13 protein-coding genes and 1 tRNA gene are annotated in these 14,414 nt (G+C 31.7%); 12 read left to right on the top strand and 2 right to left on the bottom strand.

The features are described 5' to 3' along the window. Positions 1-91: 91 nt before the first annotated feature. From ACZ5SO_RS09405 to ACZ5SO_RS09370, 8 genes are all read left to right on the top strand, one after another. The gene (locus ACZ5SO_RS09405) at positions 92-1,714 is read left to right on the top strand and encodes an ABC transporter substrate-binding protein (protein WP_464624190.1); all 1,623 of its coding nucleotides are present in this window, start codon (positions 92-94) and stop codon (positions 1,712-1,714) included. A 92-nt stretch (positions 1,715-1,806) separates the two neighbouring features. Then, positions 1,807-2,751 carry an ABC transporter permease gene (locus tag ACZ5SO_RS09400; RefSeq protein ID WP_464624188.1) on the top strand — a complete coding sequence of 315 codons (945 nt, stop codon included), beginning with the start codon at positions 1,807-1,809 and terminating at the stop codon, positions 2,749-2,751. A gap of 1 nt (position 2,752) precedes the next feature. After that, a complete protein-coding gene (locus tag ACZ5SO_RS09395) occupies positions 2,753-3,661 on the top strand; it encodes an ABC transporter permease (protein WP_464624187.1) in 909 nt (302 codons plus the stop codon). 9 nt (positions 3,662-3,670) lie between these two features. After that, on the top strand, positions 3,671-4,669 hold the full coding sequence (locus tag ACZ5SO_RS09390) for an ABC transporter ATP-binding protein (RefSeq protein WP_464624185.1): 999 nt from the start codon (positions 3,671-3,673) through the stop codon (positions 4,667-4,669). A 3-nt stretch (positions 4,670-4,672) separates the two neighbouring features. Continuing rightward, the gene (locus ACZ5SO_RS09385) at positions 4,673-5,647 is read left to right on the top strand and encodes an ABC transporter ATP-binding protein (protein ID WP_464624184.1); all 975 of its coding nucleotides are present in this window, start codon (positions 4,673-4,675) and stop codon (positions 5,645-5,647) included. 26 nt (positions 5,648-5,673) lie between these two features. Further along, on the top strand, positions 5,674-6,939 hold the full coding sequence (locus ACZ5SO_RS09380; RefSeq protein ID WP_464624182.1) for a M20 family metallopeptidase: 1,266 nt from the start codon (positions 5,674-5,676) through the stop codon (positions 6,937-6,939). 15 nt (positions 6,940-6,954) lie between these two features. After that, positions 6,955-7,881, top strand: a complete 927-nt coding sequence (locus ACZ5SO_RS09375; protein ID WP_464624181.1) for a DUF1177 domain-containing protein — start codon at positions 6,955-6,957, stop codon at positions 7,879-7,881. 12 nt (positions 7,882-7,893) lie between these two features. After that, positions 7,894-8,562 (top strand): AroM family protein, encoded by a 669-nt coding sequence (locus tag ACZ5SO_RS09370; protein WP_464624179.1) that lies wholly within the window; start codon positions 7,894-7,896, stop codon positions 8,560-8,562. A 51-nt stretch (positions 8,563-8,613) separates the two neighbouring features. On the opposite strand, the gene ACZ5SO_RS09365 is transcribed toward ACZ5SO_RS09370, so the two are convergent. Then, positions 8,614-10,044 carry a Sapep family Mn(2+)-dependent dipeptidase gene (locus tag ACZ5SO_RS09365; protein ID WP_464624178.1) on the bottom strand — a complete coding sequence of 477 codons (1,431 nt, stop codon included), beginning with the start codon at positions 10,042-10,044 and terminating at the stop codon, positions 8,614-8,616. Between the two features lie 291 nt (positions 10,045-10,335). After that, positions 10,336-10,407 (bottom strand) — tRNA-Cys (locus tag ACZ5SO_RS09360). 256 nt (positions 10,408-10,663) lie between these two features. On the opposite strand from ACZ5SO_RS09360, the gene ACZ5SO_RS09355 reads away from it, so the two are divergent. The 4 genes from ACZ5SO_RS09355 (at position 10,664) to ACZ5SO_RS09340 (ending at position 14,350) form a co-directional block, all read left to right on the top strand. Continuing rightward, complete coding sequence (locus ACZ5SO_RS09355) at positions 10,664-11,437, top strand: DeoR/GlpR family DNA-binding transcription regulator (protein ID WP_464624177.1); 774 nt, start codon at positions 10,664-10,666, stop codon at positions 11,435-11,437. Between the two features lie 10 nt (positions 11,438-11,447). Continuing rightward, positions 11,448-12,587, top strand: a complete 1,140-nt coding sequence (locus ACZ5SO_RS09350) for an Ldh family oxidoreductase (protein WP_464624176.1) — start codon at positions 11,448-11,450, stop codon at positions 12,585-12,587. Between the two features lie 19 nt (positions 12,588-12,606). Further along, entirely contained in the window at positions 12,607-13,890 is a 1,284-nt protein-coding gene (locus tag ACZ5SO_RS09345; RefSeq protein ID WP_464624175.1) for a malic enzyme-like NAD(P)-binding protein, read from the top strand. Positions 13,891-14,038: 148 nt separating this feature from the next. Continuing rightward, positions 14,039-14,350, top strand: a complete 312-nt coding sequence (locus ACZ5SO_RS09340) for a hypothetical protein (RefSeq protein WP_464624174.1) — start codon at positions 14,039-14,041, stop codon at positions 14,348-14,350. Positions 14,351-14,414: the final 64 nt, after the last annotated feature.

The raw sequence follows: 14,414 nt of genomic DNA, 5'->3' as shown, positions 1-14,414 counted from the left end.
TTACAAAATAAGTTTTTAAAAATAGTCTATTGTAAATTTTATGAATAAATATGCATAAAAATGCATAAATTATCACAAATGGAGAGAAGTTATGAAAAAATTAGTATCTATTTTTTTAGTTTGTTTTGCTATACCTTTAGCAATTTTTGCCGGTGGTTCAAAAGAGGCACAAGTGAGTGAGATGCCTGAAGAACTTGTTTCATCTCCGGCTACAAATGTGGATGATTCAAATATGGAGGTTCAAAAAGGTGGAACTTTAACAATATCCCTTTCTGCATCCCCTAGTAAGTTGGATCCTATTCACTACAGTGGAACTTATGAAAGTCAAATTATTGGTGAAGTATGTAATACAATTATTGATTACAATAGTACCCTAAGTGCTTATGTTCCATCCTTAGTAGAAAGTTGGACAGTATCTGAAGATGGTAAACAATATGTATTCAAAGTTCGTGAAGGAATTTATTTCCAACCTGGAACATATCAAGATGGAAGAGAAATGACAGCAGAAGATATTGCTTATTCTTTAAACCGTTCTGCTAAATATTCTGATAGTAACCGTCTTTCAATGTTAGATTATGCTGAAGTTACTGGAGAAAACGAAGTAACTTGTACACTAAAAAGTTCAAATGCCTCTTTCTTAACAGCTTTAACTGATTCTGGTAATGTAGTAGTGCCAAAAGAAGAAGTTGAAGGTTGGGGAGATGATTTTGGTAAACACTTAGTTGGAACAGGTCCTTTTATCTTAAAATCCTTTAAACTAGACCAAGAAACAGTTCTTGTTAAAAATCCTAATTATTTCTTAGGTGAACCTAATATTGATGAATTAGTCTTTAAAGTAATTATTGATCCAATACAAGCTGTTAATGCACTTCAAACTGGCGATCTTGATATTGCTACAGGTTTAACAGGTGAATCTGTTCAAAAAGTAAAGGATAATGATGATTTGACCTTATTAGCTATCAATGGCTTACATGTCGCTTATATTTACTTTAACCAAGTAAATGGCCCAACTGCAGATATTAGAGTTAGACAAGCTATTATTGAAGCTATCAATGTTGATGAAATGACTCAATCTATTTACAAATATGGAGAAGCTTCAAGAGCTTATTTACCACTTCCTCCAGGATCTTGGGGATATGATGCTTCATTAGAAAGTGAAATTCCTTCATATAATGTAGAGCATGCTAAACAATTATTAGCAGAAGCAGGTTATGCTGATGGTTTAACACTTGATTTATATATTGGTAACACTCCTGCAAGACGTGCAATGTCAGTTTTAGTACAAGCTTACTTAGCTCAAGTCGGAATTACTGTAAATATTCATGCTGCTGAATGGGGAACTTTCAGTGACATAGCTATGAGCGGAAATGCTAATATGTATGGAATGTCTTGGACATGGTATCCAGATCCATATTTCTTCTTAAATAAAATGTTCTCAACAGAAGAAATTGGTGGTATTGGAAACGGCCAAGGTTTCTCAGATCCTGAAGTTGATGACCTCTTACAAAAAGCTCTTGAAGTATCAGATGTTGAACAAAGAGCAGCTTTTTATAAAGAAGCATTAGCAAAAATCGTAAGCCATGTTCCTGGTTTATATTACTCAAATGAAAAAGTCGTGTATGGTGTAAATAATAAAGTACATGATTTTATTCAAAGAGCTGATGGAACAATTCGTATTATTACTCCCGAAAATAATGTTTGGGTTTCTAAATAAGAAGAAGATAAATAAATAAAAGATGCTTGTAAAAAGATATATAAGTCTTTTTACAAGCTTTTGTAAGGTAAAAGAAATTGTTAAAATTAATTTTGAAAAGAATATTACAGAGTATTCCAACCCTTATAATAGTAATTTCTATTACATTTGTGTTAACTCGGATGATACCAGGAAATCCAGCAAGAACTGTATTAGGCCCACAAGCATCCCCACAAGATATTGCGCGGATGGAAGAAAAAATGGGATTAAATGATCCTATTTCAGTCCAATATATTCATTACATGGAAGATGTCTTTAAAGGCGATTTTGGAACATCATATATGTATAATCAGTCAGTTACATCTTTGATTGCAGAGCGTATACCAAACACGTTATTAATTACTATTACTAGTTTGATTATAGCTGTATTTCTTGGTGTTTTTATAGGTGTTATTTCAGCATTAAGACAATATTCGATTGTAGATTACGTTTTTATGGTTTTAGCTTTAATAGGTGTTTCAATGCCGATATTTTGGCTAGGCTTGATGTTGGTTAATACTTTTGCTGTCCAGTTAGGATGGTTTCCAGCACTTGGAATGGGCTCGATGGAAGTTGGATTAAAAGATGTTATTAGTCATATGGTTCTCCCTTGTTTGTGTTTAATTACTATTCCGCTTGCAACTTTTGCAAGAATTAGTAGATCGAGTATGCTTGAAATTATTCATAATGATTCGATTAATGCCTTAAGGGCACGTGGTATAAGTGAGAAAAAAGTAATATGGAAACACGCACTAAAAAATGCTTTACCTCCAATTGTAACTGTTTTAGGTCTGCAAATTGCGACAGCTTTTACAGGAGCTATTTTAACAGAAAGTATTTTCTCTTGGCCAGGAATGGGAACTATGATTATTTCAGCTATTGATAATCGTGATTACACTTTAATTCAGGGTACTGTTTTATTTATTGCAATAATATTTATAGTAATAAATATCTTAGTGGATATTGTTTATATGATAATAAATCCAAAAGTTAATTTTGAAATGAGTAAAGGTAAATAATATGGCTATAGAAAAATTAAAAAATGATGTATTAAGTATAGATCAACAAATGAGTTTGATGGAAAAAGAGAGAAAAGCCAATAGCCCTTTAAATAAATTATTAAGAAATAAAACTGCAGTAATTGGTGCGGTTATTGTAGCTTCGATGTTGATTATAGCTATTTTTGCCCCTTTGCTTGCTCCTTATAGCCCAAATGAAATACACCCTTTAGATTCATATCTCAAGCCTTTTTCTCCAGGCCATATTTTTGGTACTGATGCTTTTGGAAGGGATTTATTTAGTAGAATATTATATGGTGCTAGAATTTCATTACTAGTTGCAATCTGTAGTACAGCTGTTGCTGGTGTTATAGGAATATTGCTAGGCCTTATTTCAGGTTTTTTCGGTGGAATAGTTGATGCAATTATAATGAGAATTATGGATGGCTTTTTATCTTTTCCTTTCATATTACTTTCTATCATATTAATGACTGTCATGGGGACAGGAGTTGTAAATGTAATATTAGCTATTGGAATAGCAAATATGCCAAACTTTGCTAGAGTAGTAAGAGGTGAGGTAATTATTGTTAAAAATGAAGAATTTTGTAATGTAGAAAAGGTTCTAGGTGCATCGAATTTTAGATTATTATTTTCTCATATTTTACCCAATGCAATCTCTCCAATAATTGTTTATGCAACATTAGCTATAGCAGGAGCAATTATTTCTGAAGCTGCATTAAGCTTTTTAGGAGTAGGTATAGCCGCACCAACAGCATCTTGGGGAAGTATATTAAGAGATGGTAGAGATAGTCTTTATACAGCTTCTTATATTGCTTCAATATCTGGTTTATTTATCCTGTTAACTGTATTAGGGTTTAATCTATTTGGCGATGGATTAAGGGATGTATTAGATCCAAAACTAAAGAAATAGGAGAAAATAATGAGTGACCATTTATTATCGGTAAATGATTTAAAAACATATTTTTATACATCAAGCGGAGTTGTTAAAGCAGTTGATGGTGTTTCATTTAATCTAGATGCTGGCCAAACACTTGGAATTGTAGGTGAATCTGGCTCTGGTAAAAGTATTACAGCAAAATCTATAATACAGTTATTACCATCTAAAATTTGTAAGTCCAGTGGTGGACCGGTTATTTTTGATAATAAAAACATGCTTGAACTAAAACAAAACCAGATTAATAAACTTAGAGGTAAAGATCTATCCTTAATATTCCAAGATCCAATGACAAGTTTAGATCCAGTTTTTACAGTTGGCCAACAGTTAATTGAGTTAATTTTAACACATGAAAAAATTAGTAAGGAAGAGGCTTATAAAAAAGCTGTTGAAGCTTTTAGAAAAGTTGGAATTCCTGATCCAGAAAAGAGAATGAAATCTTATCCATATGAATTATCTGGAGGAATGTGTCAACGTGTTATTATTGCAATGGCAATAATGGGCTCTCCTAAATTAATTATAGCTGATGAACCGACAACAGCTTTAGATGTTACAGTTCAAGCACAGGTGTTAGACCTTCTTAAAGATTTACAGAAAGATTATAATACTGCAATTTTATTAATTACTCATGATTTAGGAGTAATTTGGGATATGTGTGATACTGTAATTGTAATGTATGCTGGCAAAATTGTTGAATATTCTACTGTTAAAACATTATATAATAATCCTATTCATCCATATACTTGGGGACTGTTAAACTCTATGCCTAAAGCAACTGATGAAGCAAAGTCAGATTTCATAACGATAAATGGAACTCCTCCAGATTTACGATTAACAGGCAACTTCTGTAATTTCTGTAATCGTTGTGAGTACGCACAAGAAAAATGCTTTCAAGAAGCCCCAGAGTTTATAGAAATAGAAGAAAACCATTTTGTAGCATGTCATAGACAAACAAAGTCAAAAAGAATTATAAGGGAAAAATAACATATGGATGATAAAAATATAATTATGCAAATCAAGCATGTACATAAAGATTATGTTATTAAAAGCAACACTTTAAAAGAAAAAAATCAAGTGTTACATGCTTTAAGTGATGTTTCCCTTGATATTTATAGAGGTGAAACCTTAGGTGTTGTTGGAGAATCAGGTTGTGGTAAATCTACTTTAGGTAGAGTAATTGCTCAATTAACTGATTGTACTTCTGGTGATATTATCTTCAATGATACAAATTTATTAACCTTAAAGAAGAAAGAGTTAAAAAGTGTTAAGAAGCAAATACAGATGGTTTTTCAAGACCCTTATTCATCTCTAAATCCAAGGAAGACTGCTGGATATTTAATAGGAGAGCCTTTAAAAATTCATAAGTTGGTTAAATCTAAAGAAGAATATGATGCAAAAGTTTTAAGCTTAATGCAAAGTGTTGGTCTTGATACTCAACATGTTAATAGGTATCCTCATGAATTTTCCGGTGGACAGAGACAAAGGATTAATATAGCTAGAGTACTTTCTTTAGATCCAACTTTTGTAATTTGCGATGAGCCAGTTTCTGCACTCGATGTTTCAATCCAAGCCCAAATTTTAAATTTATTTAATAAATTGCAAAAAGATAGGGATATAACCTATTTATTTATTTCTCATGATTTAGGTGTTGTTAAACATGTAAGTGATAGAATTGCAATCATGTATTTGGGGAGAATTGTAGAAATAAGCGATGCAACCGATGTTTATAACAATCCTCTTCATCCTTATACTAAAGCTTTAATATCTGCAATTCCACCAGAATCTCCATTTGATAAAGTAGAGAGGATTAAACTTAAGGGAGAAATTCCAAGTCCAATTGGTGATTTAGTAGGGTGTCCTTTAGCAAATAGATGTCCTTTTGCCAAAGATATTTGTCATAAAGAGATTCCTAAATTAAAAACTATAGAAAATAAACATAGTGTTGCTTGTTTTTTATATTAAATTGAATAGTAAAAAAGAAGGTAGTTATGAGTAATGTAACACGTAATGAGATTTTGTCTTATGCCGAGAAAAAAAGTGATGAACTAATTGAACTTGTATCTCAATTGATTCAAATTCCAAATGAGAATCCAGGGGGGAATCAACAAGTTGCAATTAATTTTGTAAAAGATTATTTAAACAAATACAGTGTTAAACATGAGCAAGTTCAAATAAATCCTGAATTTCCTTGTATAATCGCAGAGATTGGAGATAGAGCTAAAGGAACTAATATCATACTAAATGGCCATATTGATGTAGTTCCTGCCGGAGATTTATCTCAATGGAAATGGGATCCCTTTTGTGGAACAGTAACTGATAAATTAATATTAGGCCGTGGGACCTCTGATATGAAAGCAGGGCTTGCTGGAGCATTGTTTGCAATGAGAATATTGAAAGAAACAAATGCTGATTTAGAAGGTTGTTTAAGGCTTCATGTCGTCTCTGATGAAGAAAGTGGTGGCGAGTATGGTACTAAATGGCTTTGTGATTCAGGATATGCTGATGGAGCAGATGCTTGTATAGTTTGCGAACCTACATCTAAGTCAACAATAGAAATTGGACAGAAAGGTGGACTTCATTTAATAATAAAATCTAAAGGTGTTTCAGCTCATGGTTCTCTTGGTGGATTTAAGGGTGATAATGCTATTTTAAAACTATTAAAAGTTTTAGATGGTTTGAAGGAATTAAATAAAGTTAAAGGTCATTATCCTGATTCACTCTTACATTCTCTAAAATGCTCAAAAGAAGTTGCTGATTTTGCTTTAGAGCAAGAGGGAATAGGTGATATTATAGATCACGTTACAGCTAATGTTGGTTTAATCAGTGGCGGGTCTAGACCTAATATGGTAGCTGACTATGCTGAAGCAGTAGTAGATTGTAGACTTCCAATTGGAGTTGATAAATCTGAAATTGTGGAAGTAGTGGAGAAAATAATAAAAGATTCTAATCAAACAGGAATCTCCTGTGAGTATCAATGGGTTCATGTTCCTAACTACACAGTAGAAGAAGCTCCAATAGTTGAAGCGCTTAAGAAAAATGCAGAAGATGTATGGAAAATTGATGTTATACCAGCTTGGCAGTGGGCAAGTAGTGATGCAAGAGAATATAGACTATTAAATGTTCAAACAATTCAGTATGGTCCATCAAACACAGAAGGCATACATTCGTGCAATGAAAATGTTGATATTGAGGATGTATTAAATAGTGCGAAAATTTATTTAATGACTCTATGTGATTTATTTAATATAAAATAGTGAAGGAAATATAATATGTTATTACGTCAAGTCTTAGATCTTTATGATTTATTAGATACACCTAAAGCTAATGGTTATGAAATTGTAGAATTATTAAAAGAAAGAGGGGCAAGCAAAGTTTCTGTAGAAACTGTTGTTGGCGATAAAGGAAGTACTGATTGTATTACAATCTTAATTGAAGGATCAAATGGTAAATCCAAAGGTGGAAGTGTTCCCACTCTTGGTATTATTGGTAGACTAGGTGGAATTGGTGCTAGACCTGAAGTTACAGGTTTTGTTTCTGATGGTGATGGTGCTTTAGCCGCTCTTTCAGCTGGGTTAAAAATAGCTGAAATGAATAAAAAAGGTGATGTATTAAAAGGTGATATAATAATTGCAACTCATATCACTCCAACAGCACCAACTCAAGATCATTTTCCTGTCCCATTTATGGATTCTCCAATTGATATGGAAACAAATAATGAGAAAGAAGTTCTCCCAGAGATGGATTGTATTTTGTCAATTGATACGACTAAAGGAAATCGTGTTATAAATACAAATGGTTTTGCTATCTCCCCAACAATTAAAGAAGGATATATCCTTGAGGTAAGTAATTCATTAATGGATATTGTAACTAGGGTAACTGGTAAATTACCAAATATCTTCCCTGTTGCTCAACAAGATATTACACCTTATGGAAATGGATTACATCACTTAAACAGTATATTACAACCAGCTTGTAAAACAAACGCTCCTGTTGTAGGTGTTGCAATAACTACAGAACAGCCAGTTGCAGGGTGTGCTACTGGGGCTTCACATTTTGAAGATATTGAAAGTGCTGCAAGATTTGCTGTTGAAGTTGCTAAAGATTTAGGTGAAGGTAAAGTCTCTTTCTATAGTGAAGAAGAATTTGAAATTCTTATAAAGTTATATGGAAAGTTAAATAAATTCCAAACAAAATAACAAGGATTTATTATGAAAAGTGTAGCTATTATCTCAATTGGTCAAACACCAAGAGTAGATTTGACTCCAGATCTAGAGCAAGTTTTCAGCAAAGATGTTAAATTGGTAGAGTATGGAGCACTAGATAATTATTCTTTTGATGAAATAGAAAAAAATTTCAAAGTTTCACAAAATGATGAAATATTAGTTTCAAGGATGAGAGACGGAAGACAGGTTAAGTTTACTGATTCGTTTATTATCCCTAAAATACAAAAGTGTATTTTAGAAGCAGAGAAAACTTGTGATGCTACAATTCTAGCTTGTACAGGTGTTTTCCCTAAATTTAAACATTCCAAGTTATTTATTGAACCACAGGAAATAATACATGGAATTGTAGAAAAATTGAGTGATGGTCAAACTATTGGAGTCTGTGTACCTAATATAAACCAAGTTGAACAAGCATACAAATTTTGGGGTGAAAGCTCGGTAAGTGTTAAAGTTGTAAATGCTTCTCCTTATGAGCAAGCTGAAGACGTAAAAAATATCGTTAGTGAAGCTTTTTCAAACGAAGAAGTATTATTAATTTGTTTAGACTGTATTGGGTATAGTAAAAAAATGAAAGATGATATTCAAAAAATAATGGATATCCCTGTTTTACTTCCTAGAACAATGATAGCAAGTATTTTAAATGATTTAATTTAAAATACTTGATAAGTTAATTAAAAAGTTAGGTACCAATTGGTACCTAATTTTTTATAGTTTTTTTCCTTCACTTAAATATTGGTCTATGTAATAGAAAGCTTTGATAAGGATTTTAATACCAGTTAAAAACATATCAATATGTACGCTTTCATCAGGTTGGTGAGCCCCTCCCCAAGAATCATCAAACATTCTTGGAACATCTGCATCAAATATTCCATAAGCAACACCATTTTTTAATTTTCTTGCATAAGTTCCTCCACTTATAGTATAAGGAATCCTATTTTGATTTAGATATTTATTTGAAATATCAGTTAAATGTAATACTAATTCAGAATTTCTATTAATATGACTTGGAGGATTATCTACAAATTTCTCTTCTACATATCCAAGAGTCTTTAATTTATTCCCCATTTTTAACTTAATTATTTTTCCATCACATGTTATTGGATACCGGATGTTAAAATTAACGCTTACATATCCATCATTTAATCTAACTAGGCCTAGGTTATGGGAAATTTTGCCGGATATTTCATCTTCAAAAGGAACGTCTAATGATTGACCATGGACATCTTCTATCATGCTTAAAATTAAAGAAAATTCTTCTTTTTCTTTATTTGAGATCAAATCAGTTTCAATTAAAGCTTGCATTAATACTTGAGCAGCATTTAAAGATCCATCAGGATAAGCGGCATGTTTAGAAATACCTTTTGCTATAATTTTTGTACCTTTTGAAGCTTTTTCAACACTTATTCTTTTGTTATCTTTAAAAATAGCTTTAATTATAACTGTGTTATTATTATTTAAAGTTAACTCACCTACAGGAGGAACGACATTAGAAGCCGTTCCAACTGATAAATTTGTAATATTAGTAAAGTTAACCTTCTTTTTATAAGTGGCACTAATTATACCTTTTTCACCATAAATTACAGGAAAAGTGACATCTGGTACAATACTAATATCTGGCTCTTCATTATCTGACAAAAATTTATCAATATCTTCCATGCCTGTTTCTTCAGCTAAGCCAAAGTATTGAAAAAAAGTATTTTTTAGTAAATGATTATCTTCAAGATATTTTAGAGCGTACATAACAGCTACAGCAGGTCCTTTATTATCTCCTACACCACGGCCAATTAAAAAATTATTGACAATTGTGGCATCATAAGGGGGATATGTCCAATCATTACCCTCAGGCACTACATCTAAATGTAAAAATATTCCTACTTTTTTATTTGATCTATTTTCATCTTTAGAAGCAATACCATAATATTTTTCATTTCTCGTGTTGAAACCAAAATCCTCCATTATTGATAAAGCCTTATTTAAGGCTTTATTACATCCTTCACCAAAAGGAGTATCACTATTTTCTTTTACAGAAACACTTTTAATATTAATTAAATCAATAGTATTTTTTAAATATTCTTCTTTGATTTCTTCAATCCATTTGTCAATGGCTTTATCTGATAGAATTTGGCTTTTATCCATTTGTTGGTTCCCTATTTTTTTGTATTAATTTATAAAATTATATCACAATAACTGTTATTATAAAATCAAGTTGTTATAATAAATATTGATAAAAGTTACAAATCTATTTTTATTTAAAAAAATTATGGTTACTAAGATTTTTTATAAGGATAGAAGGTAAAAAAAAATAATAAAAATTTAACAAAGTTTTAATTTTAAATTAAAGAGGTGGTGATATATAATAAAAAAAACTCCTTACGAAAAGGAGTTTAAACAAAAATATTTTATGTATATAGAATAGAGTTAAAAAAGAGGTGCCAATCGGATTCGAACCGATGCATCACGGTTTTGCAGACCGTTCCCTTACCGCTTGGGTATGGCACCAAATCAACGATTGTGAGATTACCAAATTTATGGGTGTTATTCAAGTATATATTATAAAAAAAATATAAAAAGTCTAAAATATTCAAATTATTAGAAAATTTAAAATAAAATAAAATTTTTGAAAAACTATAATTAAGTAAGATTATGAACTTTATTGATAAAAAATTAAATAATTTTTGAACTTTTTTTTGTTGACATGTAATTATTTTGAATGTATTATGTAATCAAACGAACAAAAACGTTCAAAGGACTTAAAATGTTACCTGTTGAAAGACAACGATATATACAAGAATTAGCTATGAAAAAAAAGAGTGTAAGTGTTAGTGAGCTTGCACCCGAGCTAAACGTAAGTGAGTTAACAATTAGAAGAGATTTAGATAGTCTCTGTTCAAAAGGTGTTTTAGAAAGAACACATGGAGGGGCTACTTTAAGAAGAAATCTCAACATTGAGCCTGACTACTTACAGAAAGCTAGTGAATGTTCTAGAGAAAAACAAGCTGTTGGAAAACTTGCTGCCTCGCTATTAGAAGAGGGTGATACAGTTTATATAAACAGCGGTTCTACTACATTAGAAGTAATTAAATCAATTTTAGAAAAAAATATTGATATAACAATAGTCACAAATAATATAGATGCTATGTGGCTATGTAAAAGTGATGGAAATGTAAAAATCATTTTTGTCGGTGGTTATTACAGAGCAAAATCTCATTCTGTTTCAGGAAGATTAGCTTTTAGTTTGATTGATCAAATTTATGCAAATAAAGCAATAATTGGTGTTGATGGTTTTTCTCCTATTGCAGGTCTTACGACTCCAGTATTAGAAGAAGCTGATACAACTAGGGCTATGATTGAGCATAGCGTTGGGTCAAAAATTGTTGTTGCAACCGAGAATAAAATTGGAGTTGTTTCTAATTTTAAAACAGCTCCAATCGAAAGAGTTGATGTTTTAGTGACAGATGAAAATGGTGGAAACTTATTAAAAAACACAGAGATAAGTAAACATATACAAGTATTAATAGCAAAATCGTAGGAGGATAGCTATGAAATTCGAAGAAACTTATGCAGACAATTATAAAGATTGTGCATGGATCCCATTTGAGGATTTAGAAAAATTCATGAAAGAAGCACTAATTAATGCAGGTATTCCTGAAGAAGATGCTACAACAATTGGTGAAGTATTAATTGAATCTGATAAAAGAGGCATAGACAGTCATGGAATTGGTCGTCTAAAACCTATTTATATAGATCGAATTGATAAAGGAATTATGAATCCTAAAACTGAAATTGAAATAGTTAAAGATCAAGATGCTACTGCAGTTATCGATGGTCACAATGGTTTAGGACATGTTGTTTCTAAGAAAGCTATGGAAATGGCTATTGAGAAAGCTAAAAAATACGGTGTTGGTATGGTAGCTGTTAGAAATTCTACACACTATGGTATTGCCGGTTATTATGCTCTTATGGCAACAAAAGCTGATATGATTGGAATCACAGGTACAAATGCAAGACCATCAATTGCTCCAACTCATGGTGTTGAAAACATGATGGGAACTAACCCTTTAACTTTTGGTATACCAACTGATGAAGAATTCCCATTTGTATTAGATTGTGCAACTAGTGTATCACAACGTGGTAAAATTGAAGTTTATGGAAGAGCTGGAAAAGAATTACCAGAAGGTTGGGTTATCGGCCGTGATGGTAAAACTAGGACTGATACACAACAAGTATTAAAAGATTTAACCACAGGTAATGCAGCTTTAACTCCTTTAGGAGGAATTGGAGAAATAACAGGTGGATATAAAGGTTATGGTTATGCAGCAGTTGTAGAAATTCTATCAGCAGCTTTACAAGAAGGTGCTTTCATGAAAGCTTTAAATGGTTTTGATGAAGATCATAATCCAATACCATATCCTCTAGGACATTTCTTTATTGCAATAGATCCAGAACATTTTATGGGTGCTAAGACCTTTAAGAGAATAGCTGGAACAATTTGTAGACAACTTAGAAATAGTGAAAAAGCCCCAGGTGAAGATCAAATCTTTACACCAGGTGAAAAAGAATATATTGCTTATAATTATAGAAAAGAACATGGTTGTCCTGTTCCTCCATCTCTTCAAAAAGTCATGATTGAGTTAAGAGACAGATGGAATATGGATTATAAATGGGATTTTGAAAAATAAACAAAAAGGAAAAGATTAAATGGCAACGTTAAAAGAGAGAGCATTAGCTTATCATAGTCAAGATGGAGTACCTGGAAAGGTAAGTGTGGTTCCAACTAAACCTTGTAAAACCGCAGATGATTTAGGTTTAGCATATACTCCTGGAGTAGCTCAACCTGTACTGGCAATTGAAGAAACACCTGAAGATGCTTATAAATATACTGCTAAGGGTAATTTGGTTGCAGTTATTTCTAATGGAACAGCTATTTTAGGTTTAGGAGATAGAGGTGCTTTAGCTAGTAAACCTGTAATGGAAGGAAAAGGGGTTTTATTTAAAAGGTTTGCTGATATCGATGTTTTCGATATAGAAATTGATGAAAAAGATCCAAAAAAATTAATTGAAATTGTTAAGAAATTATCTCCAACTTTTGGTGGTGTAAATCTCGAAGATATTAAAGGTCCTGAATGTTTCGAGATAGAACAAGAATTAATTAAACAATGTAATATTCCAATATTCCATGATGACCAACATGGTACTGCTATTATTGCAACAGCAGGTTTAATGAATGCTACAGAAATTGTTAATAAAAATTTAAGCGAAATTAAAGTTGTTGTAAATGGTGCAGGTGCTGCTGGTGTTTCATGTGCTAAGATGTTTGTTGCTGCCGGAGTAAAACCTGAAAATTTAATAATGTGTGATAGTCGTGGTGTTATTTATAAAGGTCGCACAGAAAGAATGACTAAAGAAAAGTTACAAATGGCAGTAGAAACTGATGCTAGAACTCTATCTGATGCACTAAAGGGTGCAGATGTATTAATGGGCTTATCAGTTGCAGATTGTGTTACTCCAGAAATGTTGAAATCTATGAATAATGATCCTATTGTTTTTGCAATGAGTAATCCAAATCCAGAAATTGATTATCATTTGGCTCTAGAAACACGTAGTGATATTATAATGGCTACAGGTAGAAGTGATTATCCAAACCAAATCAATAATGTACTAGGATTCCCTTTTATCTTTAGAGGTGCCTTAGATGTTAGAGCTACTACAATTACAGAATCAATGAAAATGGCTGCTGCGAAAGCTTTAGCTAAATTAGCTAAAGAACCAATAGTTAAAGAAGTTGAAGAAGCTTATGGAAGAAGTTTTAGTTTTGGTAGAGATTATATCGTACCTAAACCATTTGACCCAAGAGTAATTGAGTATGAAGCAGTTGCTGTAGCAAAAGCAGCTTGTGAAGAAGGTGTTGCACTAAACCCAATTGAAGATTGGGATGCATATAGAGCTTCTCTCGTAAAAAGAATGGAAAAATATTGGAAGTAAATAATCTTTAAATATAATTTTCTAACTCTAAGAGACTACAAATCTCTTAGAGTTTTTTATATTTTTAATGAATTATATAATACACTATTTCTTTTTTCTCTTTTTGATATTATTATTTAAATATATTAGAGACAAGGAGATATTGTTTATGAGTGAATATGATAATAATTCTCATCCTTATGAGGAAGATAAATGTGTAAAGAAAACAACAAGTGATGATGCTTCTTCTGTTGTATTAATTTTAGGTATTATTGCAATCGTAAGTGTATTTTCTTGGATTTTTTCTTTTGTCGGATTAATCCTAGGGATTATTGCTTTAGTCAAAGGAACTAAGATTAGACATAATTCAAGTGCAGCAATGGCAGGATGGGTATTAGCAATTATTGCTATTTCCTTGTTCGCCTTAGGTGTTGTGTTCTTTGTTGGATTTTTTATGCCTCCTTTTTGGTGTTTTTTGTAATTTAATTTTTTAACTAATATTCCCGTGTAATAGCGGGATTTTTTTATGCTAAAAAAGAAGCATT

This window comes from Pleomorphochaeta naphthae, from assembly GCF_055396005.1.
This window is presented reverse-complemented; position numbering and strand designations above follow the sequence as displayed.